The organism is Mycobacterium pseudoshottsii JCM 15466 (assembly GCF_003584745.1).
Lineage (GTDB): Bacteria > Actinomycetota > Actinomycetes > Mycobacteriales > Mycobacteriaceae > Mycobacterium > Mycobacterium marinum.
Map to the genome: position 1 here is coordinate 3,681,881 of NZ_AP018410.1, position 26,144 is coordinate 3,708,024.

Consider the following 26,144-nt stretch of genomic DNA (forward strand, 5'->3'; position numbering starts at 1 on the left):
CTGCAGGTCGCCGAGGTGCCCGAGCCGGTGCCCGACCCCGGCGAGGTGCTGGTCGATGTGCTGGCCTGTGGCATCTGCGGATCGGACCCGCACTGCGCGGCCCACGGCCCGGAATTCAACGCGGCCACCCAGGCCGCGGGTGGATTCGACATGATGGATCTCAGCCGTCCGGTGGTATTCGGACACGAGTTCGTAGGCCGCATTGCGGCCTACGGACCCGACACCGACCAACGCATCCCGGTCGGCCGCCGCGTGGTCTCGGCACCGTTTCTGCTCCGCGAGCAGAAGGTGACCCTGGGCTTCGCCGGCCCTGAGGCACCCGGCGGCTACAGCGAGCGCATGCTGCTGTCCGAACCACTGCTGATCGAGGTGCCCGATCACGTGCCGACCGAGGTCGCCGCACTGACCGAACCACTGGCGGTGGCCTACCGCACGGTGGCCCGCGTCGACACCACCACCGACGACGTCGCCCTGGTGGTCGGGCGCGGACCGATCGGGCTCGCCGTCATCGCGGTGCTCAAGATGAAAGGCGTCGGCCCCATCGTCGCGTCGGACTTCTCTCCCGAAAGGCGGTCCCTGGCAGCACAACTCGGTGCCGACGTGGTCCTCGACCCGAACGAGAACTCCCCGTTCGAGGCCTTCATGGCGGCCGCAGTCACCGACGACCCGGCACGAATGGCACCCGCGCACACCGTGTTCGGACAGTTGCCGCTTCGTCCCACCGTCGCGTTCGAATGCGTCGGCGTCCCCGGCCTGATCCAGCAGCTCATCGCCGGTGTCCCGCCCGGCACCCGGATCGGCGTGGCGGGCATCAACATGAGCTCGGATCACTTCGAGCCCGCCCAATGCATCGCCAAGGAACTCGACATCTGCTTCTCGCTGTACTACACGCTCGACGAGTTCGCGCAGACCTTCGCACACCTGGCCGTCGGCGATTTCGACGTGGCCCCGCTGCTGACCGGGACCGTCGCGTTAGAAGGCGTCGCCGACGCCTTCGAGCGGCTCCGGAACAACCCGCACGACGCGAAGATCCTGCTCGACCCGACGCGCTGAACACCCCGTCCCCTCTCCCGAGAAAGCTCCGACAAAATGCGCGCCCTCACCAGTCTCGACAGCATGTTTCTTGCCGCCGAAGATGGTCGAACCGTCACCAATGTGTCCAGCCTGGCGGTCATGGACCGCACCGATGAGTCCGGTAAGGAACTCACCCGGGCGGACATCGCCGAACTGTTGGCCGACCGCCTGCACCTACTGCCCCCGCTGCGCTGGCGGCTGGCCACCGTTCCGCTCGATCTGGGCCACCCGTGGTGGGTGGAAGGCGAGGTGGACCTCGACTTCCACGTCCGCGAGACGGCGGTGGTGGCCCCGGGCAACCGGGCCGCACTCGAGACGTTGGTCGCTCGGCTGTCGGCCCATCCGATGGACCGCTCCCGCCCGCTGTGGGAGGTGTATCTGATCCAGGGTCTGCAAGACGACAAGGTCGCACTGCTGACCAAGCTGCACCATGCCGCGGTGGACGGGATGTCGGGCGGGGAGGTGCTCAACGTAATGTTCGACACCACGCCGCAGGGGCGGGTGCTGCCACCGGCCCCGCGGTACCGACCTGAGAAAGAGCCCGGCCAACTCGGGATGTTGGCGCGCACCATCGTGGGCATGCCACGCCGCCAATGGCAGTCCGCGGGCGCGGCTCGGCGCACGCTGACCCATTTGGATCAGATCGCAACCCTGCGCTCGATACCCGGCGTGGCGGCGGTGGGGAGCGCGATGCGACGAGCCCAAGCACCCATCCGCAGGGGGCCATCGGCACCCAGCCCCGCGACGGTGACCGCGCCCAGACTGGGTTTCAACGGCAAGATCTCCCCGCATCGGCGGGTGGCGCTGACCAGCTTGCCGCTCGAGGACGTCAAGGAGATCAAGACCCACTTCGAGGCGACGGTCAACGATGTCGTCGTCACCCTGTGCGCCGGTGCCCTGCGCCGCTGGCTCGCCGATCGCGGTGAACTTCCCGAACAGCCGCTGGTGGCGGCGATCCCGGTGTCGGTTCGCGCCGAAGCCGAGTTCGGAACGTATGGCAACAAGGTGGGCACCATGCTGGCGGCATTGCCGACCGACGTGACCGATCCGGCGATTCGCCTGCAGCGGTGCCGCAAGGAGCTGCGTGCGGCCAAACGCCGCAATGAGGCGGTGCCGGCCTCGTTGATGCGCGATGCCAATGATCTGGTCCCGCCGGTGCTGTTCGGGCCGGCGATGCACGCGATGACGGCCGTCGCGGCCAGCGACGCGCTCTCTCCGGTCGCCAACCTCGTCATCTCCAATGTGCCGGGCCCCCGGTCGCCGCTCTACTGCGCGGGCCGACGGGTTTGCGAGCACTACCCGGTGTCCACGATCAGCGACAGCCTAGGCCTGAACGTCACGGTCTTCAGCTACACCGATCGTTTGGAAATCGGCTTGGTGGGTGACCGCTATCTGGTCAAGGACCTGGACCGCCTCGCCGATGCGTTCGGCGCGGAACTCGCTGTGCTCGAGCAGAGCGTGCGCAAGCCCCGAGGAGGCCGCAAATGAGACGGCTCAGCAGCGTTGATGCCCAATTCTTCGCGATGGAGGACGGCCGCAACCATTCTCACGTCTGTCAGCTCACCATCGTCGAGGCCACCACCACGGATGGCCTGCGACTGGACGGGCAGCGGATCCGCGGCCTGTTGGCCCAGCGCATCGACCTGATGCCGCCGTTGCGCTGGCGGGTGCGTGAGGTCCCGTTCGGCATCGACTATCCCGTGCTGGTGCAGGACGACACATTCGATCTGGATTCGCATCTCTGGGAAAGCGCGCTCCCCGCACCCGGGGATGACGAACAACTCGGCCGGGCCGTCGCCGATATCGCGTCGAGGCCGCTGGATCGGGCTCGACCGCTGTGGGAACTCCACGTGATCCACGGCCTGGCCGGCGACCGCGTCGCGCTGGTGACCAAGTTGCACCACAGCGTGATCGACGGGGTCTCGGGCATGGAGTTGCTGGGCGCGCTGCTGGACACCGTTCCCTTCCCGGACGCCGGGCCGGAGCTCGAAAAACCCCCGACCGGCACCGCGATCGGCGACGCACCCAGTGACGCCGGGCTGCTGGCGCGCGCGCTCGCCTCGTTGCCCGTTCAGCCCGCGCGAATGGTGCGGGGTCTGCCGCCCATGCTGCGCCATATCGATCAACTCCCCACCATGCGCCACCTGCCCGGTGCCGCCGTGATCGCCAAAGTCGCCGACCGCGCCGAACGGCTCGCCACCCGCAACAAAGACGGTCGCAATCTGCAGCACCCTCGGGCCGCTGCCCCGAAAGTCTCCTTCGGCGGCAGGATTTCGGCACAACGGCGATTCGCATTCGGGTCGTTGCCGCTAGACCAGATCAAGGCCGCCAAGTTCGCCGTGCCCGGCGCAACCGTCAACGATGTCGTGGTCGCCGTGTGCGCCGGGGCCTTACGGCGACGCATGATCGCTCGGGGCGACGACGTAGCGACTCCCCTGGTTGCCATGGTGCCGGTGTCGGTGCGCACCGGCGAGCGACAGTACGGCAACCAGATCTCCTCGATGATCGTGCCGATTCCCACCGACCAGGCCGATGCCCGCGCCCGACTGATCTCCGCCCACCAGGTCATGCGGGCGGCCAAGGAACGGCACCGCGCCATCCCCGCCAAGCTGCTCACCGAGGCGAACCACACCGTTCCCCCGGCGCTGCTGACCCGGGCCGCCCGGGTGATCTCGATGACCACCGGCTCGGGTTGGATAAGGCCGCCATTCAACGTGACGATCTCGAACATCCCGGGATCGCCGGACCCGCTGTACTGCGCGGGAGCCCGGGTGGTGTCCCAACACCCGGTGAACGTCCTGCTCGACGGGATGGGCCTGAGCATCACCCTGCTCAGCTACCAGGACCGGCTTGACTTCGGGCTCACCGCCGATCGCGAATTGCTGCCCGACGTCTGGCACCTCGCCGACGAACTGGCGGCCGAACTGAGTGCCCTGGCCGCCGAGGTTGGCGCGCCGAGGAATCCGGTGGCCGATGGTGCACCCACGGGTACGACGGGCCGGCCAACGGCCAAACCCGGTGCGATCCCCCGCTGAACGAACTTGGTGGGCGCGGACGGTATCGAACCGCCGACCGCTGGTGTGTAAAACCAGAGCTCTACCACTGAGCTACGCGCCCTATGCACGCCGCAGGCTACACGCCCGAGACGTCAACACCCAAAAATCTTGGCCCGCTCAGGCCTGTAATGCCGCCAACGCATCCGTCCACAGCCGCTGATCGCGGGCCTCACCGGGCTGCTTCATCTCGGCGAACCGAATGATCCCCGCCCGGTCGACCACGAAAGTCCCGCGGTTGGAGATGCCGGCTGTGTCGTTGAACACACCGTAGGCCTGGCTGACCGCGCCGTGCGGCCAGAAATCCGACAGCACCGGGAAGGTGAATCCGCTTTGGGTGGCCCAGATCTTGTGGGTGGGTGGTGGCCCCACCGAAATCGCGACCGCCGCGGTGTCGTCGTTCTCGAACTGCGGCAGATGGTCACGTATCTGGTCCAACTCGCCCTGACAGATCCCGGTGAAGGCCAGCGGGAAGAACACCAGCAGCACGTTCTTGGCGCCGCGGTAGTCGCTGAGCGTGACCGGCTGCTGATTCTGGTCGCGCAGCGTGAAGTCCGGAGCGGTGGCTCCGACTTCAAGCATCAGCGCTTCCCGGCCCGCGACTTGGGCTGGACCAGCCGACTGGCAGCCCAGTTACCCAGGTTGACCGACGACGTCGGCATCAGCCCCGCGGTGGGGGCCGCCTCCGCGATGTCGGCCGGCAGCACGTGGCCGGGCTGGCCGGTCTTGGGTGTCAGCACCCAGATCACGCCATCCTCGGCAAGCGGGCTGATTGCGTCCATCAGAGTGTCGACCAGATCCCCGTCGCTGTCTCGCCACCACAGCAGCACGACGTCGACCACCTCATCGGTGTCTTCATCGAGCATTTCGCTGCCGCAGGCTTCCTCGACGGCAGCGCGGATCTCATCGTCGGTATCTTCGTCCCAGCCCCACTCCTGGACGACTTGGTCTCGTTGGATGTCCAGTTTGCGAGCGTAGCTCGGGGCGTGATCCGCCGCGACCACCGTGGAACCTCCCTTTTCCTTCACACAAAGTGCGATTCGCACTATCGTCGCACAAACATGATCGAACCAATACGGCTACCTCAGTAGGAAGCCATGCAAAGCTTCAAAGCCTTGGTCTTAGTGCCGTTGAGCTGATCGACTCTTCTGTTGAACTCCCCCGTCGGCGCATGCGTGCCGATCGCGTTGGCCACCGAACGCGCCGCGTCCGTGTAGGCGTTGAACGCGTCGCGCATATCCGGTGACAGCGCCTCGTTGAGTGCGCTGGAAACCGAAGAAGCGCTGTTGTTGAGCGCTTCGATGGCCGGGCCTTCGGTCGGGCCGGTGCTGCGTCCGGCATTGAACGCGCCGACGAACTCGTTCACCTTGTCGATGGCTTCCTTGCTGGTGGTGGCGAGGGTTTCGCACGAGGTGCGAATCGCCTTGGTGGTCAGCGACTGTTGCCGCTGGGACTCGCGCACGCTCGAAGTCGCCGCGGAGGCCGAAATCGACAGCGATACCGATGAGCGGTAGGCCGGAGCCACCTTGGTGTCCGGGGTGGCCGTGCCGTCGGTGACGCTGGTGCATCCCACGATGCCCATCAGCAGCACCGCGATGCAACCGAGTGCCTGGGCACCTCGCCGGGCGCGCGAACCAGAGAAAGCCCCCCCGTGCCGGCGAGGAACGGCACGCCATCCGATGAGCACGGCTAGTGACGTTACCGGGTCGGGGCTCGGACTGGCTTCAACGCATCCAATTCGTTGTCACAGCGGCCATCGGAGCCATCTCACGGCATCGACCGGACGGCGGCTATCTACTCGAAACGTCGGTGCGGCACGATAGGAAGACGATCACCCCACCCGATAGCCCGCCGACTACAGGAGCGGAAGTTTGACCACCGAGTTCGTCCGCCACGATCTTGCCAAAACCTCAAGCAGCGCAAGCGAACCCGACCGCGTTCGGGTCATTCGCGAAGGCGTGGCGTCCTACCTGCCCGATATTGACCCCGAGGAAACTTCGGAATGGCTGGAGTCATTCGACGCACTCTTGGAGCACTCCGGACCGGCGCGGGCGCGCTATTTGATGCTGCGACTGCTCGAGCGGGCGGGCGAACAACGCGTCGCCATCCCGTCATTGACCTCAACGGATTACGTCAACACCATCCCCACCGAGTTGGAGCCATGGTTTCCCGGCGATGAGGATGTCGAGCGCCGCTACCGGACCTGGATCAGGTGGAACGCGGCAATCATGGTGCACCGCGCACAACGCCCGGGCGTCGGCGTCGGTGGCCACATCTCGACCTACGCTTCGTCCGCGGCCCTCTACGAGGTCGGCTTCAACCACTTCTTCCGCGGCAAATCGCATCCCGGCGGCGGAGACCAGGTGTTCATCCAGGGCCATGCCTCCCCCGGCATTTATGCCCGCGCGTTCCTGGAGGGACGACTCAGCGCGGATCAGCTTGACGGCTTCCGGCAGGAGCACAGCCACCCCGGTGGCGGGTTGCCTTCCTACCCGCACCCACGGCTGATGCCCGACTTCTGGGAATTCCCGACCGTGTCGATGGGCCTGGGTCCGCTCAACGCCATCTACCAGGCGCGGTTCAACCACTACCTGCACGACCGCGGCATCAAGGACACCTCCGATCAGCACGTGTGGTGCTTCCTGGGTGACGGCGAGATGGACGAGCCGGAAAGCCGCGGACTGGCCCACATGGGCGCGCTGGAAGGCCTGGACAACCTGAGCTTCGTGATCAACTGCAATCTGCAACGCCTGGACGGCCCGGTCCGCGGCAACGGCAAGATCATCCAGGAGCTGGAGTCCTTCTTCCGCGGCGCGGGCTGGAACGTGATCAAGGTGGTCTGGGGCCGCGAATGGGATGCGCTGCTGCACGCCGACCGCGACGGCGCGCTGGTGAACCTGATGAACAGCACCCCCGACGGCGACTACCAGACCTACAAGGCCAACGACGGCGCCTACGTGCGCGACCACTTCTTTGGCCGCGACCCCCGGACCAAGGCCCTGGTGGCCAACATGAGCGACCAGGAGATCTGGAACCTCAAGCGTGGCGGCCACGACTACCGCAAGGTCTATGCCGCCTACCGCGCCGCCGTCGACCACAAGGGTCAGCCGACGGTGATCCTGGCCAAGACCATCAAGGGCTATTCGCTTGGCGCGCACTTCCAGGGCCGCAATGCCACGCACCAGATGAAAAAGCTTGCCCTCGCCGACCTCAAGCGGTTCCGGGATTCGATGCGCATCCCGGTCAGCGATGCCCAGCTCGACGAGGACCCCTACCTGCCGCCCTACTACCACCCGGGCTCGGACGCCCCGGAGATCCGGTACATGCTTGACCGGCGCCGCACCCTGGGCGGGTTCCTGCCCGAGCGCCCGACCAAGGCCAAGACCCTGACCCTGCCCGGCCCCGACGCCTACAAGGTGCTCAAGAAGGGGTCCGGACAACAAGAGGTCGCCACCACCATGACCCTGGTCCGTACCTTCAAAGAACTGTTGCGCGACAAGAACATTGGGAATCGGATCGTCCCGATCATTCCCGACGAGGCCCGCACCTTCGGGATGGACTCCTGGTTCCCGTCGCTCAAGATCTACAACCGCAATGGGCAGCTGTACACCGCCGTCGACGCGGAACTGATGCTGGCGTACAAGGAAAGCCACGTCGGCCAGATCCTGCACGAGGGCATCAACGAAGCCGGGTCGGTGGGCTCCTTCACCGCGGCCGGCACCTCGTATGCGACCCACAACGAGCCGATGATCCCGATCTACATCTTCTATTCGATGTTCGGGTTCCAGCGCACCGGCGACAGCTTTTGGGCCGCCGCCGACCAGATGGCACGCGGGTTCGTGCTGGGTGCGACCGCTGGACGCACCACGCTGACCGGTGAGGGTCTGCAACATGCCGATGGCCACTCGCTGCTGCTGGCCGCGACCAATCCGGCGGTGGTCTCCTACGACCCGGCGTTTGCCTACGAGCTCGCCTACATCATCGAAAATGGCCTGTCTCGGATGTTCGGGGAGAACCCGGAGAACATCTACTTCTACATCACCGTTTACAACGAGCCGTATGTGCAGCCGGCCGAGCCGGAGAACTTCGATCCCGAGGGCGTGCTGCGCGGCATGTACCGCTACCGCGCGGCGACCAAACAGTGCGCGCACAAGGCTCAGCTGCTGGCCTCCGGGGTGTCGATGCCCGACGCGCTGAAGGCGGCGCAGATGCTGGCCGACGAGTGGGACGTCGCGACTGACGTGTGGTCGGTGACCAGTTGGAGCGAGCTGAACCGCGACGGGGTGTCCGTCGAACGTCACCGGCTGCGTCACCCCGGTGAACCCGCCGGTGTCGCCTACGTGACGACGGCGCTGGAAGGCACCAGCGGCCCGGTGGTCGCGGTATCGGACTGGATGCGCGCGGTGCCCGAGCAGATCCGGCCCTGGGTGCCCGGGACCTACGTCACCCTGGGCACCGACGGGTTCGGTTTCTCCGACACCCGGCCCGCCGCCCGCCGCTACTTCAACACCGATGCCGAGTCACAGGTGGTCGCCGTGCTCGAGGCGCTGGCCCGCGACGGTGAGATCGATGAGTCGGTGGCCGTCACCGCCGCCCGTCAGTACCGGATCGATGATGTGCAGGCCGCGCCGAAGCAGACCTCGGATTCCGGCGTCGCATAACCCCCGGCCGTTCGTCGCCGTGCGTCACGCCAGTGTGACGCACGGCGGCGACCGCCACGCTGGCGTGACGATCGACGCCCGGCTCGCAAAACTTTTAGCAGGTTCTTCTAGAAATCAGGCGTAGCTTTTAGGCGTGAACGACAACCAGTTTTCCGCGATCGCGCGACTTGGGTCTGCAAGATCGCCGCTGGAACTCCTGGAAACCGTGCCCGATTCCCTGCTGCGGCGGTTGAAGCAGTACTCCGGCCGGCTGGCCACCGAGGCGGTCTCGGCCATGCAGGAGCGGCTGCCGTTCTTCGCTGACCTGGAAGCCTCCCAGCGCGCCAGCGTGGCACTGGTGGTGCAGACGGCAGTAGTGAACTTCGCCGAGTGGATGCAGAATCCGCGCAGCGACGTCAGCTACACAGCGCAGGCGTTCGAACTGGTACCCCAGGACCTGACCCGACGCATCGCGCTGCGCCACACCGTGGACATGGTGCGCGTCACCATGGAGTTCTTCGAGGAAGTGGTGCCGCTGCTGGCTCGATCCGAAGAGCAGCTGACCGCCCTGACGGTGGGCATCCTGAAATACAGCCGGGATCTGGCCTTCACCGCCGCCTCGGCCTATGCCGACGCCGCCGAAGCGCGCGGCACCTGGGACAGCCGGATGGAGGCCAGCGTGGTCGACGCGGTGGTACGCGGCGACACGGGTCCCGAACTACTGTCGCGGGCGGCGGCACTGAACTGGGACACGACCGCTCCGGCGACGGTGGTCGTGGGCACGCCGGCATCGGCGCGCGACGGCTCCGACGGCAGCGAACGGGCCATCCAGGACGTCCGGGACGCCGCCGCCCAGCACGGCCGAGCGGCGCTGACCGACGTGCACGGCACCTGGTTGGTGGCGATCGTGTCCGGCCACCTGTCCCCCACCGACAAGGTCTTTAAAGACCTATTGGAGGCCTTTTCCGACGGGCCCGTGGTGATCGGCCCCACCGCCCCCATGCTGACGGCGGCCTATCACAGCGCCAGCGAGGCAATTTCCGGCATGAATGCGGTGGCCGGCTGGCGCGGAGCCCCGCGCCCCGTGCCGGCCCGGGAATTGCTGCCCGAACGAGCCCTGATGGGTGACGCGTCGGCCATCGTGGCGCTGCACACCGACGTGATGCGACCGCTGGCCGATGCCGGTCCAACGCTGATCGAGACACTGGACGCTTACTTAGATTGTGGCGGTGCTATTGAGGCTTGTGCCAGGAAGTTGTTCGTTCATCCAAACACCATCCGCTACCGACTCAAGCGGATCACCGATTTCACCGGGCGTGATCCGACTCAGCCACGCGATGCCTATGTCCTTCGAGTGGCCGCGACGGTGGGCCAACTGAACTACCCAACGCCGCCGTCGGGCGCCGCCAACAACACCATCACGCCGGTTCCACTCCCGGTCAGAAGGGGTACGGAAGGGCCATAAAGACCCGACCTGAGCCAATAGTGACCTAGAGCACAAGTCGCGGGGCGATCTCAAACATGTAGCTTACCGAGCTGTTTTGTAGGGTCCCCACAAAAACCTAAGACGAGGTTCATAATCTGTTACACCGCGCAAAACCGTCTTCACAGTGTTCTCTTAGACACGTGATTGCGTTGCTTGCGCCCGGACAGGGCTCCCAGACCCAGGGAATGCTGTCGCCGTGGCTGGAACTGCCAGGCGCGGCGGACCAGATCGCCTCCTGGTCGCAGGCCAGCGGCCTGGACCTCGCCCGCTTGGGCACCACCGCGACGACGGAGGAGATCGCCGACACCGCGGTTGCTCAGCCCTTGATCGTTGCGGCCACCCTGCTGGCCCACCAAGAGCTGATCAGGCGGGGCTTGCTCAACGACCAAGAAGTGATCGTGGCCGGGCACTCGGTCGGCGAAATCGCGGCCTACGCGATCGCCGGCGTGATGGCCGCCAACGATGCTGTCTCGCTTGCCGCCACCCGCGGCGCGGAGATGGCCAAGGCGTGCGCCACCGAGCCGACCGGCATGTCCGCCCTGCTGAGCGGCACCGAGGACGAGGTGCTGAGCCGCCTCGAACAACTCGACTTGGTCCCCGCCAACCGCAACGCCGCCGGCCAGATCGTTGCCGCCGGTCGCCTGACCGCGTTGGAGAAGCTCGCCGAGGACCCACCAGCGAGGGCCCGAGTACGCGCCCTGGGGGTCGCCGGAGCGTTCCACACCCAGTTCATGGCTCCCGCGCTCGAGGGGTACGCCGCGGCGGCCGAGGCCATCGCCACCGCTGAGCCCACCGCGACGCTGCTGTCCAACCGCGACGGCAAGCCGGTCACATCTGCGGCTGCGGCGATGCAGCCTCTGGTCTCGCAGCTCACTCAGCCGGTCCGATGGGACCTGTGTACCGCGACCATCCGCGAGCACAGTGTCACGGCGATCGTGGAGTTCCCCCCCGCGGGCACCCTCACCGGCATCGCCAAACGCGAACTTCGGGGGGTTCCGACGCACGCCGTCAAGTCACCCGCAGATCTGGACGAATTGGCAAACCTCTAGCCACCGGTTACGTCCAGAACCAAAGCACGTCAATTCGATTTACACACAACATATTACGAAGGGAAACAAGTCGTGGCCGTCAGTCAGGAAGAAATCATCGCCGGTATCGCCGAGATCATCGAAGAGGTCACCGGTATCGATCCGTCGGAAGTTACCCCGGAGAAGTCGTTCGTCGACGACCTGGACATCGACTCGCTGTCGATGGTTGAGATCGCCGTGCAGACCGAGGACAAGTACGGCGTGAAGATCCCCGACGAGGACCTCGCCGGTCTGCGTACCGTCGGTGACGTCGTCTCCTACATCCAGAAGCTCGAGGAAGAGAACCCCGAGGCTGCCGAGGCCCTGCGTGCCAAGCTCGAGACCGAGAACCCCGAGGCTGCCGCCAACGTCAAGGCGAGGCTGGAAGCAGAGAGCAAGTGACCAAGCCTTCCACTGCTAATGGCGGTTACCCCAGCGTTGTGGTAACCGCCGTCACAGCGACGACGTCGATCTCGCCGGACATCGAAAGCACGTGGAAGGGCCTGTTGGCCGGCGAGAGCGGCATCCACGTCCTTGATGACGAATACCTCACCAAGTGGGAGCTGCCGGTCAAGATCGGTGGGCACCTCAAGGATCCGGTGGACAACCACATGGGCCGGCTGGACATGCGACGGATGTCGTATGTCCAGCGCATGGCCAAGTTCCTGAGCGGGCAACTCTGGGAGTCCGCCGGCAGCCCCGAGGTCGATCCGGACCGGTTTACCGTCCTGGTTGGTACCGGTCTGGGTGGCGCCGAGCGCATCGTTGAGAGCTACGACCTGATGAACGAGGGCGGGCCCCGTAAGGTGTCCCCGCTGGCCGTTCAGATGATCATGCCCAACGGTGCCGCGGCGGTCGTTGGTCTGCAGCTGGGCGCCCGCGCCGGGGTGATCACTCCGGTGTCGGCGTGTTCGTCGGGTTCGGAGGCCATCGCCCACGCATGGCGTCAGATCGTCATGGGTGATGCCGACGTCGCCGTCTGCGGTGGCGTCGAAGGCCCCATCGAGGCGCTGCCCATCGCGGCGTTCTCCATGATGCGGGCCATGTCCACCCGCAACGACGAACCCGAGCGCGCCTCGCGGCCGTTCGATAAGGACCGTGATGGTTTCGTGTTCGGCGAGGCCGGTGCGCTCCTGCTCATCGAGACCGAGGAGCACGCCAAGGCCCGTGGCGCCAAGCCGCTGGCCCGGCTGATGGGTGCAGGTATCACCTCCGACGCGTTCCACATGGTGGCTCCTGCCGCCGACGGTGTGCGTGCCGGCCGGGCGATGCAGCGGTCCATGGAGTTGGCCGGTTTGTCCCCCAAGGACATCGACCACGTCAACGCGCATGGAACGGCGACACCGATCGGTGATTCCGCCGAAGCCAACGCCATCCGGGTGGCGGGGTGCGAGAACGCGGCGATCTACGCGCCGAAGTCGGCACTGGGTCACTCCATTGGCGCGGTCGGCGCGCTCGAGTCGGCGCTCACCGTGCTGTCGCTGCGTGACGGAGTCATCCCACCCACCTTGAACTACGAGACACCCGATCCCGAGATCGATCTAGATGTTGTGGCAGGCGAACCGCGTTACGGCGAATTCCAGTACGCCATCAACAACTCGTTCGGCTTCGGCGGCCACAACGTGGCGCTCGCTTTCGGGCGCTACTAAGCACGGTGTCCGGCAACGAAGCAGGCCCCTAACGGCCCGAAGAGGAGCCGGACAGATACGGAAGGAATCTTCGCAACACCCATGACAGAGCTGGTTACCGGGAAAGCGTTCCCGCATGTAGTCGTCACCGGCATTGCCATGACTACTGCACTCGCAACCGACGCTGAAACCACGTGGAAGCTGTTGTTGGACAGCCAAAGCGGGATTCGCACGCTCGACGACCCGTTCGTTGAGGAGTTCAACCTGCCGGTTCGCATCGGCGGGCACCTGCTCGAAGAGTTCGACCACCAACTCACCCGGGTCGAACTGCGTCGGACGGCTTACCTGCAAAGAATGTCCACCGTCATCGGCCGCCGAGTTTGGGAGAACGCCGGATCACCCGAGGTCGACACCAACCGTTTGGCGGTATCGATCGGCACCGGGTTGGGCTCAGCTGAGGAGCTCGTCTTCGGGTACGACGAAATGCGGGTGCGTGGGTTTCGCGCGATCTCCCCATTGGCCGTGCAGAAATACATGCCCAACGGAGCCGCGGCGGCCGTCGGTCTCGAACGCCACGCCAAAGCGGGTGTGATGACACCGGTGTCGGCGTGTGCGTCCGGTTCCGAGGCCATCGCCCGCGCCTGGCAACAAGTCGTGCTCGGTGAGGCCGACATCGCCATCTGCGGTGGTGTGGAAACCCGGATCGAGGCGGTGCCGATCGCCGGATTCGCCAACATGCGGATCGTGATGTCCACCAACAACGACGACCCCGCCGGTGCCTGTCGGCCATTCGACAAGGACCGCGACGGCTTCGTGTTCGGCGAGGGCGGCGCCTTGATGGTGATCGAGACCGAGGAGCATGCGAAGGCTCGCGGCGCCAACATCCTGGCCCGCATCATGGGCGCCAGCATCACCTCGGATGGCTTCCACATGGTCGCGCCGGACCCCAACGGGGAACGCGCCGGACATGCGATCACCCGGGCCGTCCAGCTCGCGGGCCTGCAGCCCAGCGACATCGATCATGTCAATGCCCACGCGACCGGCACCCAGGTCGGTGACGTCGCCGAAGGCAGGGCCATCAACAACGCCCTCGGCTCCCACAAGCCGGCGGTGTACGCGCCCAAGTCCGCTCTGGGCCACTCGGTTGGTGCAGTCGGTGCGGTGGAATCGATCTTGACCGTCCTCGCGTTGCGGGACCAGGTCGTTCCGCCGACACTGAACCTTGTCAACCTCGATCCAGAAATCGACCTAGACGTGGTAGCGGGTAAGCCGCGGCCTGGCAATTACAGGTACGCGGTCAACAACTCGTTCGGATTCGGCGGACACAACGTGGCAATCACGTTTGGGCGGTATTAACACCCAAGCAACACCCGTTAACTACAGGAGACCTGCGATGACAATCATGGCCCCCGAGGCGGTTGGCGAGTCGCTCGACCCCCGCGACCCGCTGTTGCGACTGAGCAACTTCTTCGACGACGGCACCGTGGTGCTTTTGCACGAGCGTGACCGGTCCGGAGTGCTGGCCGCATCGGGCACCGTGAACGGTGTGCGCACCATTGCTTTCTGCACCGACGGCACCGTAATGGGTGGCGCGATGGGTGTCGAAGGCTGCGCGCACATCGTCAACGCCTATGACACGGCGATCGACGAGCAGAGCCCGATTGTGGGTATCTGGCACTCGGGCGGCGCCCGTCTGGCCGAGGGCGTGCGGGCACTGCACGCGGTCGGTCAGGTATTCGAAGCCATGATCCGCGCGTCGGGCTATGTCCCGCAGGTTTCGGTGGTCGTGGGCTTCGCCGCCGGCGGCGCCGCCTACGGGCCGGCGCTGACCGACGTCGTCGTCATGGCACCGGAAAGCCGGGTGTTCGTCACCGGGCCCGACGTGGTGCGCAGTGTTACCGGCGAGGACGTCGACATGGCCTCGCTGGGCGGCCCGGAGACCCACCACAAGAAGTCCGGGGTGTGCCACATCGTCGCTGACGACGAGCTCGACGCCTACGAGCGGGGCCGCCGCCTGGTCGGCTTGTTCTGCCAGCAGGGGCATTTCGACCGCAGCAAGGCAGAGGCCGGCGACACCGACATCCACGCGCTGCTGCCCGAGTCGGCTCGGCGGGCCTACGACGTGCATCCGATCGTGACCGCGATCCTTGATGCGGACACGCCTTTCGACGAGTTCCAGGCCAACTGGGCGCCGTCGATGGTGGTCGGCCTGGGACGGCTGTCCGGCCGCACCGTCGGGGTATTGGCCAACAATCCGCTGCGACTGGGCGGCTGCCTGAACTCCGAAAGCGCCGAGAAGGCAGCACGTTTCGTGCGCCTGTGCGACGCGTTCGGCATCCCGCTGGTGGTGGTTGTGGATGTTCCGGGTTATCTGCCCGGCGTCGACCAGGAGTGGGGCGGCGTGGTGCGCCGCGGCGCCAAACTGCTGCACGCCTTCGGCGAGTGCACCGTTCCGCGTGTCACGCTGGTCACCCGGAAGACCTACGGCGGGGCCTACATCGCCATGAACTCGCGTTCGCTCAACGCGACCAAGGTGTTCGCTTGGCCGGACGCCGAGGTGGCGGTGATGGGCGCCAAGGCCGCGGTCGGCATCCTGCACAAGAAGAAGCTGGCCGCTGCGGCCGAGCACGAGCGTGAGGCTCTGCACGACGAGCTGGCCGCCGAGCACGAGCGGATCGCCGGTGGTGTGGATAGCGCCGTCGACATCGGTGTGGTCGACGAGAAGATCGACCCCGCGCACACTCGCAGCAGGCTCACCGAGGCGCTGGCGCAGGCACCCGCACGCCGCGGTCGCCACAAGAACATCCCGCTCTGATTTCTCCCGCGAGCAGGCGCGGTTATCCCCAGCCTGACTGGCCAAGCCGAGGCCCTGCTCGCATCCTCGGTCAGTGCCCACAGATGCCCAGGCGCTGTTGCAGAAATCCGGCGGGTTCGCCACGACCGCGCAGCTGTTGACGGTCATGACCCGCCAACAGCTCGATGTTCGGGTCAGAAACGGCAGCCTGGTGCGGGTATGGCATGGCGTCTACGCGGCCGAGGAACCGAATCTGTTGGGCCGCTTGACCGCACTCGACGTATTCATGGGCCGGCCGGTCGTGGCGTGCATGGGTACGGCAGCCACTTTGTACGGGTTCGACACCGAGTGCAGCTCCGCCGTCCACGTACTGGACCCCGGCGTCCGGATGCGCCCCACGATCGGCCTGATGGTTCATCAACGCATTGGCGCGCGGTTGCAGCGGGTGGCCGGGCGGCTGGCGACCGCCCCGGCATGGACGGCCGTCGAGGTCGCCAGAGCGCTGCGCCGTCCGCGAGCACTGGCAACACTTGATGCCGCGCTGCGGTCAATGCAGTGCACTCGCGATCAAATCGAATCCGCGGTTGCCGAGCAGCACGGCCGGCGCGGGATCGTTGCGGTACGCGAACTCCTGCCACTTGCCGACCCACGCGCGGAGTCGGCCATGGAAAGTGAGACCCGGCTGGTCATGATTGATGGCGGGTTGGCGCGTCCGGAGCTGCAGTATCTAATCCACGGTTCCGATGGCGAGCTGTGGCGAGTGGACTTCGCCTGGCCCGACCTGCGCCTGGCCGCCGAATACGACAGCATCGACTGGCACGCCGGACGAGTGGAAATGCTGCGGGACAAGACCCGCTGGGCCAAGATCCAAGACCTCGGGTGGACGATCATCCCGATTGTCGTCGATGACGTCAGACGCGAGCGCGGCCGTCTCGTGCAGAGAATCGGCAACCACCTCGATCGCCTGCGCGCAGCCAGCTGACGGCCCCGCCCTCCCCCCGCGAGCAGACCCCCGCCAGAAAATCCTCGGCGATGCCGACCACGCGCTGCCGATCATGGGGCACCAACCCAATGCGGGTCCGGCGATCGAGAATGTCCTCGGCGTCCAGTGCGCCCTCGTGGGTGACCGCGTACTCGAACTCGGCCCTGGTCACGTCGATGCCTTCGGCGACCGGGTCGGTAGGCCGCTCACATGTTGCGGTCACGACGACGTTGGCCGCCTCCGCTCCGAAGCGCGCGACCAGAGACTCGGGCAGGCCACCCGGACCGGCGGCCGGCCCGGGGGTGGCCGGCGCCCCGATCAGCGGCAGGTCTCGCGTTCGGCACTGGTTGGCCTGCAACTGCCGCAAGCTGATGGCGCGATTGAGCACATCCTCTGCCATGTAACGGTATTCGGTCAGCTTGCCACCGACCACGCTGATCACACCCGATGGCGACTCGATGACCGCGTGGTCGCGCGAGACGTCAGCGGTGCGACCTTCGCCGGTGTCGATCAGCGGTCGCAGACCGGCGTAGGCTCCGATGACGTCAGAAGTCTGCAACGCGGTGCCCAGCGCGGTGTTGACCGTATCGAGCAGGAACATGATTTCTTCCGAAGAAGGTTCTGGCACATCGGGAATCGGACCTGGGGCGTCTTCGTCGGTAAGCCCGAGATAGACGCGGCCCAACTGCTCGGGCATGGCGAACACGAACCGGTTGAGTTCACCTGGAATCGGAATAGTCAGCGCCGCAGTCGGATTGCCGAAGGCGTTCGCATCGAACACAAGATGGGTGCCGCGGCTCGGACGCAGCTTCAGCGCGGGGTCGATCTGGCCACCCCACACTCCAGCGGCGTTGATCACCGCGCGCGCAGACACGTCGAACGACTCTCCGCTACGTTGGTCGGTCAACCGAGCCGACGTGCCGGTGGCCTCGGACGCCCCAACATATGTCAGGATGCGCGCACCGTGCTGGGCCGCGGTGCGCGCGACCGCGGTAACCAGCCGGGCATCATCGATCAATTGCCCGTCGTAGGCGAGAAGGCCGCCGGCCAACCCGTCACGCCGCACGGTCGGCGCCAGCTCCACCACACGCTGCGCTGAAACTCGCCGCGACCGGGGCAATGTCGAGGATGGCGTGCCCGCAAGCATCCGCAACGCGTCACCGGCCAGGAACCCAGTCCGCACCAGGGCACGCTTGAGATGATCCATCGACGGCAGCAACGGGACCAGTTGCGGCATCGCGTGAACAAGATGCGGGGCATTGCGCGTCATCAGAATTCCGCGCTCGATGGCGCTGCGGCGGGCGATGCCGACGTTCCCGCTCGCCAGATACCGCAGCCCGCCGTGCACCAGTTTCGAGCTCCACCGGCTGGTGCCGAAGGCCAGGTCATGCTTTTCTACCAGGGCCACTTGCAGGCCCCGCGACGCGGCATCCAAGGCGATACCGACACCGGTGATGCCGCCGCCGATGACGAGGACGTCCAGCGCTTCGCCGTCAGCGAGTGCGGTGAGTTCGGTGCTGCGGCGAGCGGCGTTGAGTGCGGTCGAGTCAGGCATTAGGCCAGGTATCCGTTCAGTGAGTAGGTGAGTTCTGCGGCCAGGGCCTCGGAGTCGAGGATCGGATCGATGATGTCCACCGACTGGATGGTCGACTGGGTGATCAGCAAGACCATGGCCGCAAGTTTGCGGGGATCGCCGGCGCGGACGCTGCCCGTTCCTTGGGCGACTTGCAGCCGCGCCGCAAGTCCTTCGAGCAGGAAGTGCTGGCTGGCGCCGAGACGCTCGGTGATGTACACCCGGGCCAGGTCCGAGTGCATGAGTGCCTTGACTAATTCGTCGCCCCGGAGCCGATCGGCCACGGCGACCACTTGCCGTACCACGGTCTGTCGGTCATGGCCGTCGAGGGACACCGCGCGCACCACGTCGGTGACATGGCTGGTCAGCAGCGCCGAAATGATCGACCGCGTATCCGGCCAGCGGCGGTACACGGTGGGGCGGCTCACGCCCGCACGCCGCGCGATCTCGGCGAGGGTCACGCGGTCGACACCGTAGTCGCGAACGCAGCTCGCGGCCGCCTGAAGTATGCGGTCCCCAATATCTTCGGGAGCATTACTCATTGACAACATGTGTAATATTGTAACGCATGACGCATCCTGAGGAACTCCTTCCACCGATGAAATGGAACGCGTGGGGAGATCCCGCCGCAGCCAAGCCGCTCTCCGACGGCATCCGGGCCCTCCTGAAGCAGGTTGTGGGCCTTGAGGATTCAGGCGAAGCCGAACTCGGCGCCGACCAGGTCAAGCTGCGCCCGTGCGCGTTGTCGCAAAGCGATCAGGATGCGCTGGCCAAGATTGTCGGGCCCGAATACATGCGCACCGCCGACCGCGACCGGCTGCTGCGCGCTGGCGGCAAGTCCACCCCCGACATGCTGCGACGGAAGGACACCGGCATCCAGGATGCGCCAGACGCGGTCCTGCTGCCCGGCGACGACCAGGCCGTTGCCGAGATCCTGCGGTACTGCTCGGATCAGGGCATTGCGATCGTCCCGTTCGGGGGCGGCACCAACGTGACCGGTGCGCTGGACCCCAACCGCGGCCAGTTCAGCGCCGTGATCTCGCTGGACCTACGCCGGTTCAACGAACTGCACTCCCTCGACGAAGTCTCGGGCATCGCCGAACTGGGCGCCGGCGTCACCGGCCCGGACGCCGAACGGCTGCTCGGCGAGCGCGGCTTCTCTCTCGGGCACTTCCCGCAGAGCTTCGAATACGCAACCATCGGCGGCTTCGCGGCGACCCGGTCCTCAGGCCAGGACTCGGCCGGGTATGGCCGCTTCAACGACATGATCATCGGATTGCGCATGATCACTCCGGCAGGCGTGCTGGATCTTGGTCGGGTGGCCGCCTCCGCCGCCGGTCCGGACCTGCGTCAGCTGGCGATCGGCTCGGAAGGTGTTTTCGGTGTCATCACCAAGGTGCGGCTGCGGGTGCACCCGGTGCCCGAAACCACCCGATATGAGGCGTGGTCGTTTCCGGACTTCAGCACCGGGGTCGCAGCCCTGCGCGCGATCACCCAGACCGGCACCGGCCCGACCGTGGTGCGCCTTTCCGATGAGGCCGAAACCGGGATCAACCTGGCCACCCACGAGTCGATCGGCGAAAACCAGGTAACCGGCGGATGTCTGGGGCTGACCCTGTTCGAGGGCACCAAGGAACACACCGAAAGCAGGCACGCCGAGACCCGCGCGTCGCTGGAGGCCCATGGCGGCAAGTCGCTGGGTGAAGGCCCGGCCCAGAGCTGGGAGCATGGCCGGTTCAGCGCTCCCTACCTGCGCGATTCATTGCTGGCCGCCGGTGCGCTCTGCGAAACCCTCGAGACGGCCACCGACTGGTCCAACATTGCCGCGGTCAAAGCCGCGGTTACCGAGGCACTCACCACATCGTTGGCGGAGTCGGGCACCCCGGCGCTGGTGATGTGCCACGTCTCGCACGTCTACCCCACCGGTGCATCGCTGTACTTCACCGTCGTCGCCGGGCAGCGGGGTAATCCGATCGAGCAATGGATGGCCGCCAAGAAGGCCGCATCCGATGCGATGATGGCCACCGGCGCAACCATCACGCACCACCACGCCGTCGGCGCCGACCACCGGCCCTGGATGCGCGACGAGGTGGGCGACCTGGGTGTGCAGCTGTTGCGCGCGGTCAAGGCCACCCTGGACCCGGCTGGGATCCTCAACCCCGGCAAGCTGATTCCGTGACCCCCGAGAACCCGGTCAACCCGTTGGCAGGGCAACTACGTCAGCGCAGCATCAGCAAGGTGACCGCCCTGACCAATCCGCTGTCCGGACATGGTGCCGCGGTCCAGGCCGCCCAGCACGCGATCGCCCGGCTGCATCATCGTGGCGTCGAGGTCATCGAGATCGTTGGTGAAAACGCCGAGGATGCGCGCTACCTGCTGGCCGCGGCGGTCGAGAAGGGCACCGATGCGGTCGTCGTGACCGGCGGCGACGGCGTCATCTCCAACGCGTTGCAGGTGCTGGCCGAAACCGATGTCCCGCTGGGCATCATCCCGGCCGGCACCGGCAACGATCACGCACGTGAATTCGAGATTCCCACAAAGGATGCCGAAGCCGCCGCGGACATCGTGGTGGACGGCTGGACCGAAACCATCGACCTGGGCCGGATTCAGGCCGGCAGCGGCAAAGACAAGTGCGACAAATGGTTTGGCACCCTGGCCGCAACCGGTTTCGATTCGCTGGTAACCGACCGGGCCAACCGGATGACCTGGCCACACGGACGACTGCGGTACTACATCGCGATGCTGGTCGAACTGTCGCAGCTGCGGCCATTGCCATTCCGGCTCGTGCTCGACGGCACCGAGGAGATCGAAACCGACCTCACGCTGGCGACCTTCGGCAACACCCGCAGCTACGGCGGCGGGATGCTGATGTGCCCCAACGCCGACCGTACCGACGGTCTGCTGGACATCACCATGGTGCGATCCGGCCCGCGCAGCAGATTCCTGCGGCTGTTCCCGACGGTGGTCAAGGGCACTCATGTGGAGCTCGACGAAGTGACCACCGCACGAGCCAAGTCCATCGACGTTGAATGTCCTGGCATCAACGTGTATGCCGACGGTGACTACGCGTGCCCATTGCCGGCCAATATCTCCGCGGTTGCGGGCGCACTGCAGATATTGCGGCCCAACGACCGATAATCATTTGCAGCGCTGCCGGGTCGCCGATGCCAATTCTCGGGCGACCTGTCGACGCCCCTTCCTGTAACACCTAATGCACCGAATACGACATCTTTCTCAGAGCCGCTCACCTGGGAGGAAAGATGTCGAGGCCTCACCAAACCGGACTTGGAGCCGCGGCAGCGGCTTGGTTTTGCGTCTCGTTGTGTTTCGCGCCGCCGGCTTACGCGGGTGAAGTTGCGGCATGGAATGGGGATTACATTCTGACGCTCGCCGCCAATGCGAAGACCGGCACCAGCAGGGCTCCGGCGTTGTTGATTAGCAGGCTTGTGAACTGGGGAATTGTGGATTGAGGAGGTCTAGGCGGCGGTTGGCGGTCAAAGCGGTGATCCGGCAGGCTTCGGCGATGTTGTCGGCGCCGTTGAGGCGGTGCAGATTGATCGCGGTGTTGCGTAGCGTTGCTAGGACCTGTGCGCCGTTTCCGGTATGTGCCCTTTGACGGTCTTCGTCGAAGGTGACGTCGCGTATCCAGTGCAGGCTGTTCTCGATTCCCCAGTGTTGACGCATCCAGGTCATGATCGCGGTAGGGCGGGCGTGCTCGAACGGCAGGCTGCAGATGGCATAGACCACCTCCACGCTGCGCTGGTCGGTGGCGGTGATCAAGCGTTCACGAGTGATCCGGATGATTTGTTTTGCGTAGGGGAAGCCGATTCCTCGTGCAGCGGTGATGATTTGCAGGGTGCGGGTCTCGACACGGCCGTGGCCGCGGGAGTCGTCGGTAGCGGCTGTGGGCACCTCGGCCCAGGGCAGCGCGGTGATACGCGCAAATATTTTGGCTTGGTTGGACTTGACGATCATCAGGTAGTGCGACTTCAAGGTGGCGCAGATCAACTTCGCGGTGACGACCTGGGTATGCATCGCATCCACGGTGACCAGCCACCGCAAGCTACCCGGCAGCAGCGTGAGCAGGGCACGTACGCAGGGAATTTCATTGCTTTTCTCGGCGACAGCGAGTTGACCGAGCACCAATCGGGCACGGTGGGCGAACACCGACACGAGATGCGTGGCTGTCGCTTTGGCGCGTAAAGCACCACGCAGCATCTTGCCGTCCAACGCGATCGGCACCAATCCACTGGGGTCGCTGCTGGCCACGTGTGCAGTGAAGTAACTGCCCATCCTGGCGTTGAGGTCGGCGGGGTCTAGCCGAGACAAAACAGCGCGGAAGGTCTTCTCACTGGGCCGCCGGAACCGGACCCCTAATTGGGCCAACACATCATCGGGAGCGGTGGCCGCCCATGTGGCAAAACCAGCATAGCCGCGCATCCCCGCGGCAGTGGCCAGAACCGCGATCGCCAACAAAGCCATCAGCGAATACCTCCGACCGCGTGGGTCCCTCGGGTCTGGCACCGAGGCCAACACATCGAGAAACTCCGATCCGATGAGCTCGCTGCGCTCACCAGGACTCCAGCGGTCGAACACCTCTGGAACCGACGACACAGGCAATACTGAAACGGTAGGCACGGGCAACTCCAGACCAACGACGAACAGTAACCAACTCGATCGTTCTCCAGATAGCCCGTGCCTACACTCCGGCCCCAATAGCGCGGCACCAAAGATCATCAACCCAGCTCACAAGCCTGCTAATCAACAACGCCGGAGCCCTGCCGGCACCAGCATCGCGGCCAGCCAACCCGAGTTTGCCCACCGGACCAGCGTCTCCATTAGCTCCAGCTGCTCGGCGGGCGTCTGCACTGCGACGGTGAATAACCCTCCCCCGCCCAAAAATGAATCCATGCCGCAATCAATCGAATTCACCTGGAACGGGTCCCAATGGGTACGCGAGATGACCTGGAATTGGGATTGTCTACTGCCGGACGGCACCATTGAGTACAACCCGGCCAAATCCATCTCGGTGTACACGCCCGGCGACTACGGAATTCTCACCGGCGTCTTTCACACCAACATCTACAGCGGCGCGTGCAAAGGCAACGTCGATATGCCGTTGTCGGCCAAACCGGTCGCGGTGCCGGTCAGCTAGCCGGACTAGCCGACGCCGCGGCTGAGCCAGGTCACCTCACCGGTGTCGCCACCGTCGCGGTAATCCTCCAGCGCCTCGTCCCACGCCGTTCCGAGCACCGAGTCCAATTCGGCAGCAAGGGTGTCCGCCCCCTGCGCCATCAGGGTCCGAAGCCGCATCTCACCCACCATGGTGTCGCCGTTGGCGCTCATCGCCCCGCTCCACAAGCCGAGCTGCGGAGTGTGGCAGAACCGCTGCCCGTCCACGCCGGGGCTGGGATCCTCGGTGACCTCAAACCGCAGCACCGACCACGAGCGCAACGCGTTGGCCAGCCGGCCGCCGGTGCCCACCGGCCCGACCCAGTTGGTGACGGCACGCAACTGGCCAGGCATCGCCGGCTGCGGCGTCCAGACCAGGTTCGCCTTGGCATGCAGGGTCGACGACAGTGCCCACTCGACATGCGGGCACACCGCCGCTGGAGAGGCGTGGACGTACACCACGCCGCTCGTCACGTCGGCGAACTGATTCGATGCACGCATCTCTTACTCCTTCGGTTCCACGAGGGACGTCTTCCCCAACGACCTGGTGAACCCGATAGGCGGGATGCCTGCGACGAAACTTCTGCGATTTTTGATGTCTTGCGTGTCTATTGTGCCCTGTGAGACCCCTGTTGCGCTAGTGTGCAGTTCGCATTAGGCATATTCGGCTAGTACGGAGTCCGAAAGCGCTGGCCAGGGCTCTCGCGCCCAGTCCCCGAAATCACGGTCGGTAAGGACCACCAGCGCCAGGTCGGCTTCGGGATCCACCCAGATGAAGCCGCCCGCCTGCCCGAAATGGCCGTAGGTTCGCGGCGAGTTGCGGATACCGGTCCAGTGCGGCGACTTGGCGCTCTTGATCTCAAATCCCAGCCCCCAGTCGTTGGGGCGCTGCACACCAAATCCGGGCAACACACCGTCCAGACCGGGAAACTGCACGGCGATCGCCTCGGCGTGCATCGGCGGGGAGACCGTCGACGGACGCAACAGGTCGCCCGCGAACAGCGCCAGGTCGCCAACCGTCGAGGTGGCCCCGAACCCGGCCGCGGCCGCGCCGCCTTCCAGCTTGCTCGTCGACATGCCCAGCGGCTCGAACACCGCCTCGGCCAGATAGCTACTGAACTCGATTCCGGATTCCTGCGCCACGGCTTCGGCCAGCGCGGTGAAGCCGTAGTTGGAATACATGCGGCGGGTCCCGGGCCGGGCGAGCACCTGATTGGTGTGCATTGACAGGCCCGAGGTGTGCGCCAGGAGGTGGCGAATGGTGGAGTCGGGCGGGCCCGCCGGGGTGTCGAGGTCGACGACGCCTTCCTCGATCGCGATCTGCGCGGCGCGCGCCGCCATCGGTTTGGTCACCGAGGCCAACGCGAAGACCTTCTCGACATTGCCGTGCGTCGCCAATACACCGGTAGGGCCGATCACCGCTGCGGCGGCGGCCGGTACCGGCCAATCATCAAGAGCGTCCAGAGCAGCCATCGTGGCGGTTCGTCACTTCCTGGCGATGTAGTAGTTGTTCAGCGGGTCCGACTCGATCTCGGCCACCGTCACGTCCTCGAATCCGGCGTCGGCCAGCATCTTGGTGGCCAGCTGGCTGCCCCACACCGTCCCCAAGCCGACGCCGTCCAGCGCCAGCGACACGGTCATGCAGTGCATCATCGAAATTGTGTACAGGTAGGTGCTCATCGGGTTGCCGACGTTGTCTTCGAGTCGGCTCGACGCCTTGACGTCGACCATCAGCAGCACGCCGCCGGGCCGCAGCGCGCGGTAGATGTTCTCCAGCACGCGCGCCGGCTGCGCCTGATCGTGAATGGTATCGAAGGCGGTGATGACGTCGTAGACCCCGACATCGTCCAGGGTGGTCAGATCCCGAGATTGAAAGGTTGCGTTGGACAGGCCGCGACGCTGCGCCTCCTGGGAGGCAGCCGCGATGGCTGGCTCGGAGAAGTCGATGCCGGTGAACCGGCTTTTCGGAAATGCCTGCGCCAACAGGTTGACCGCGTGACCGCTACCGCAACCGAAATCGGCCACCTCCGCGCCGGCCTGCAAGCGTTCGGGAAGGCCCTCGACCAGCGGCACAATCACGTCGACCAGCGCACTGTCGAATACCTCGCCGCTCATCTCGGCCATCAGCGTGTGAAAGCGCGGGTATTGGGTGTAGTGCACACCGCCCCCTTCCCGGAAGCAGGCGATCACCTTCTGTTCGACCTCTCCGAGCAGTGAGATGAATTGCGTCACGCGGGCCAGGTTGTTCGGGCCGGCGGCCCGCGTCAGCATGGCCGCGCGATGTTCGGGCAGCGAATATGTGGCCGTCTCGGCGTCGTACTCGATCACCTGCCCGGCCGTCATCCCGCCCAGCCATTCCCGCACATAGCGCTCGTCGAGGCCCACCGCCTCGGCGATTTGGGCGCTAGTGGACGGCGGCAATTGAGAAATGACATCCAGCAGCCCGGTCTGATGTCCGACACTGAGCAAGATCGTCAAACCGGCGCTGTCGATGGCCGCGACAATTCTGCCGCCGAATTCCTCCGTGGTTTCGGTTCCGCCGTCGATTGCCGTCATGCTCAGCGACGCTACACCGGCATCGCCGCCCGTCGGGCCGGCTATCGAGACCAAAGCTCAACGCAATATGGGCGCCGCGAGCGCAGGCGCGGCGCAACCGCCGCGAATGCCGAACAGTA

Annotated in this window: 22 protein-coding genes, 1 tRNA gene and 1 pseudogene; 14 read left to right on the forward strand and 10 right to left on the reverse strand. The window is 65.7% G+C overall.

Going from position 1 to position 26,144, the window contains the following annotated elements; all coding sequences use genetic code 11:
• The first annotated feature begins 45 nt into the window (after nt 1-45).
• The 3 genes from MPSD_RS16740 to MPSD_RS16750 are packed head-to-tail and all read left to right on the forward strand — an operon-like array spanning nt 46 to nt 4,109.
• Nucleotides 46-1,053, forward strand: coding sequence for a zinc-binding dehydrogenase (locus tag MPSD_RS16740; RefSeq protein WP_232022556.1), 1,008 nt, complete (start codon nt 46-48; stop codon nt 1,051-1,053).
• A gap of 36 nt (nt 1,054-1,089) precedes the next feature.
• On the forward strand, nt 1,090-2,562 hold the full coding sequence (locus MPSD_RS16745; RefSeq protein WP_086085332.1) for a WS/DGAT/MGAT family O-acyltransferase: 1,473 nt from the start codon (nt 1,090-1,092) through the stop codon (nt 2,560-2,562).
• Nucleotides 2,559-4,109 carry a WS/DGAT/MGAT family O-acyltransferase gene (locus tag MPSD_RS16750; protein WP_015356226.1) on the forward strand — a complete coding sequence of 517 codons (1,551 nt, stop codon included), beginning with the start codon at nt 2,559-2,561 and terminating at the stop codon, nt 4,107-4,109. The genes MPSD_RS16745 and MPSD_RS16750 overlap by 4 nt, the downstream gene beginning before the upstream one ends.
• 7 nt (nt 4,110-4,116) lie before the next feature.
• Here the strand turns inward: MPSD_RS16750 and MPSD_RS16755 are convergent.
• From MPSD_RS16755 to MPSD_RS16770, 4 genes are all read right to left on the reverse strand, one after another.
• Nucleotides 4,117-4,191 (reverse strand) — tRNA-Val (locus tag MPSD_RS16755).
• A gap of 56 nt (nt 4,192-4,247) precedes the next feature.
• Nucleotides 4,248-4,709, reverse strand: coding sequence for a peroxiredoxin (locus tag MPSD_RS16760; RefSeq protein WP_011739492.1), 462 nt, complete (start codon nt 4,707-4,709; stop codon nt 4,248-4,250).
• On the reverse strand, nt 4,709-5,131 hold the full coding sequence (locus tag MPSD_RS16765; RefSeq protein ID WP_015356256.1) for a DUF3052 domain-containing protein: 423 nt from the start codon (nt 5,129-5,131) through the stop codon (nt 4,709-4,711). The genes MPSD_RS16760 and MPSD_RS16765 overlap by 1 nt, the downstream gene beginning before the upstream one ends.
• 80 nt (nt 5,132-5,211) lie before the next feature.
• Nucleotides 5,212-5,814: a hypothetical protein gene (locus MPSD_RS16770; RefSeq protein WP_086085331.1), complete on the reverse strand. Its 603-nt coding sequence runs from the start codon at nt 5,812-5,814 to the stop codon at nt 5,212-5,214.
• Between the two features lie 184 nt (nt 5,815-5,998).
• Between MPSD_RS16770 and aceE the strand changes: the two genes are divergently transcribed.
• The 8 genes from aceE to MPSD_RS16810 all read left to right on the forward strand — a co-directional run bounded on the left by aceE (nt 5,999) and on the right by MPSD_RS16810 (nt 16,724).
• Entirely contained in the window at nt 5,999-8,788 is a 2,790-nt protein-coding gene (gene aceE, locus MPSD_RS16775) for a pyruvate dehydrogenase (acetyl-transferring), homodimeric type (RefSeq protein ID WP_086085330.1), read from the forward strand.
• Between the two features lie 133 nt (nt 8,789-8,921).
• Complete coding sequence (locus MPSD_RS16780; RefSeq protein WP_020787030.1) at nt 8,922-10,232, forward strand: PucR family transcriptional regulator; 1,311 nt, start codon at nt 8,922-8,924, stop codon at nt 10,230-10,232.
• A 161-nt stretch (nt 10,233-10,393) separates the two neighbouring features.
• The gene (locus tag MPSD_RS16785; RefSeq protein ID WP_020787029.1) at nt 10,394-11,302 is read left to right on the forward strand and encodes an ACP S-malonyltransferase; all 909 of its coding nucleotides are present in this window, start codon (nt 10,394-10,396) and stop codon (nt 11,300-11,302) included.
• 72 nt (nt 11,303-11,374) lie between these two features.
• On the forward strand, nt 11,375-11,722 hold the full coding sequence (gene acpM / locus MPSD_RS16790) for a meromycolate extension acyl carrier protein AcpM (protein WP_015356260.1): 348 nt from the start codon (nt 11,375-11,377) through the stop codon (nt 11,720-11,722).
• Nucleotides 11,719-12,969, forward strand: a complete 1,251-nt coding sequence (gene kasA, locus MPSD_RS16795; protein WP_119571737.1) for a 3-oxoacyl-ACP synthase KasA — start codon at nt 11,719-11,721, stop codon at nt 12,967-12,969. The genes acpM and kasA overlap by 4 nt, the downstream gene beginning before the upstream one ends.
• An 81-nt stretch (nt 12,970-13,050) precedes the next feature.
• Nucleotides 13,051-14,304, forward strand: a complete 1,254-nt coding sequence (gene kasB / locus MPSD_RS16800) for a 3-oxoacyl-ACP synthase KasB (RefSeq protein ID WP_011739484.1) — start codon at nt 13,051-13,053, stop codon at nt 14,302-14,304.
• Between the two features lie 37 nt (nt 14,305-14,341).
• On the forward strand, nt 14,342-15,763 hold the full coding sequence (locus MPSD_RS16805) for an acyl-CoA carboxylase subunit beta (protein WP_015356262.1): 1,422 nt from the start codon (nt 14,342-14,344) through the stop codon (nt 15,761-15,763).
• A 73-nt stretch (nt 15,764-15,836) separates the two neighbouring features.
• Nucleotides 15,837-16,724 (forward strand): hypothetical protein, encoded by an 888-nt coding sequence (locus MPSD_RS16810; protein WP_036426492.1) that lies wholly within the window; start codon nt 15,837-15,839, stop codon nt 16,722-16,724.
• On the opposite strand, the gene MPSD_RS16815 is transcribed toward MPSD_RS16810, so the two are convergent.
• Both MPSD_RS16815 and MPSD_RS16820 read right to left on the reverse strand, forming a co-directional pair.
• Nucleotides 16,654-18,279: a glycerol-3-phosphate dehydrogenase/oxidase gene (locus MPSD_RS16815; protein ID WP_020787027.1), complete on the reverse strand. Its 1,626-nt coding sequence runs from the start codon at nt 18,277-18,279 to the stop codon at nt 16,654-16,656. The genes MPSD_RS16810 and MPSD_RS16815 overlap by 71 nt on opposite strands.
• On the reverse strand, nt 18,279-18,848 hold the full coding sequence (locus MPSD_RS16820; RefSeq protein ID WP_012394992.1) for a TetR/AcrR family transcriptional regulator: 570 nt from the start codon (nt 18,846-18,848) through the stop codon (nt 18,279-18,281). Before MPSD_RS16820 ends, MPSD_RS16815 begins: the two co-directional genes overlap by 1 nt.
• Nucleotides 18,849-18,895: 47 nt before the next feature.
• Between MPSD_RS16820 and MPSD_RS16825 the strand changes: the two genes are divergently transcribed.
• Nucleotides 18,896-20,476, forward strand: a complete 1,581-nt coding sequence (locus MPSD_RS16825) for an FAD-binding oxidoreductase (protein WP_020787026.1) — start codon at nt 18,896-18,898, stop codon at nt 20,474-20,476.
• 23 nt (nt 20,477-20,499) lie between these two features.
• Nucleotides 20,500-21,435 (forward strand): diacylglycerol kinase, encoded by a 936-nt coding sequence (locus tag MPSD_RS16830; RefSeq protein WP_174524092.1) that lies wholly within the window; start codon nt 20,500-20,502, stop codon nt 21,433-21,435.
• A gap of 297 nt (nt 21,436-21,732) precedes the next feature.
• On the opposite strand, the gene MPSD_RS16840 is transcribed toward MPSD_RS16830, so the two are convergent.
• A complete protein-coding gene (locus MPSD_RS16840; RefSeq protein ID WP_420811909.1) occupies nt 21,733-22,935 on the reverse strand; it encodes an ISAs1-like element IS2404/ISMul1 family transposase in 1,203 nt (400 codons plus the stop codon).
• A gap of 145 nt (nt 22,936-23,080) precedes the next feature.
• On the opposite strand from MPSD_RS16840, the pseudogene MPSD_RS16850 reads away from it, so the two are divergent.
• Nucleotides 23,081-23,452 (forward strand): annotated as a pseudogene (locus tag MPSD_RS16850) (Rv2253 family sensor-like surface protein); the annotation flags it as partial.
• A gap of 5 nt (nt 23,453-23,457) precedes the next feature.
• On the opposite strand, the gene MPSD_RS16855 reads toward MPSD_RS16850, so the two are convergent.
• From MPSD_RS16855 to MPSD_RS16865, 3 genes are all read right to left on the reverse strand, one after another.
• The gene (locus MPSD_RS16855) at nt 23,458-23,970 is read right to left on the reverse strand and encodes a DUF3145 domain-containing protein (protein WP_011739477.1); all 513 of its coding nucleotides are present in this window, start codon (nt 23,968-23,970) and stop codon (nt 23,458-23,460) included.
• Nucleotides 23,971-24,123: 153 nt separating this feature from the next.
• Complete coding sequence (locus MPSD_RS16860) at nt 24,124-24,942, reverse strand: serine hydrolase domain-containing protein (protein ID WP_012394996.1); 819 nt, start codon at nt 24,940-24,942, stop codon at nt 24,124-24,126.
• A gap of 12 nt (nt 24,943-24,954) precedes the next feature.
• Nucleotides 24,955-26,016, reverse strand: a complete 1,062-nt coding sequence (locus MPSD_RS16865) for a class I SAM-dependent methyltransferase (RefSeq protein WP_085981931.1) — start codon at nt 26,014-26,016, stop codon at nt 24,955-24,957.
• Nucleotides 26,017-26,144: the final 128 nt, after the last annotated feature.

Excerpts from the sequence above, each read along its gene's own strand:
- MPSD_RS16745 (WP_086085332.1), top strand. The coding sequence starts at position 1,090 with ATGCGCGCCCTCACCAGTCTCGACAGCATGTTTCTTGCCGCCGAAGAT.
- MPSD_RS16805 (WP_015356262.1), top strand. The coding sequence starts at position 14,342 with ATGACAATCATGGCCCCCGAGGCGGTTGGCGAGTCGCTCGACCCCCGC.
- MPSD_RS16825 (WP_020787026.1), top strand. The coding sequence starts at position 18,896 with ATGAAATGGAACGCGTGGGGAGATCCCGCCGCAGCCAAGCCGCTCTCC.
- MPSD_RS16815 (WP_020787027.1), bottom strand. The coding sequence starts at position 18,279 with ATGCCTGACTCGACCGCACTCAACGCCGCTCGCCGCAGCACCGAACTC.
- kasB (WP_011739484.1), top strand. The coding sequence starts at position 13,051 with ATGACAGAGCTGGTTACCGGGAAAGCGTTCCCGCATGTAGTCGTCACC.
- MPSD_RS16860 (WP_012394996.1), bottom strand. The coding sequence starts at position 24,942 with ATGGCTGCTCTGGACGCTCTTGATGATTGGCCGGTACCGGCCGCCGCC.
- MPSD_RS16750 (WP_015356226.1), top strand. The coding sequence starts at position 2,559 with ATGAGACGGCTCAGCAGCGTTGATGCCCAATTCTTCGCGATGGAGGAC.
- MPSD_RS16820 (WP_012394992.1), bottom strand. The coding sequence starts at position 18,848 with ATGTTGTCAATGAGTAATGCTCCCGAAGATATTGGGGACCGCATACTT.
- MPSD_RS16760 (WP_011739492.1), bottom strand. The coding sequence starts at position 4,709 with ATGCTTGAAGTCGGAGCCACCGCTCCGGACTTCACGCTGCGCGACCAG.
- MPSD_RS16855 (WP_011739477.1), bottom strand. The coding sequence starts at position 23,970 with ATGCGTGCATCGAATCAGTTCGCCGACGTGACGAGCGGCGTGGTGTAC.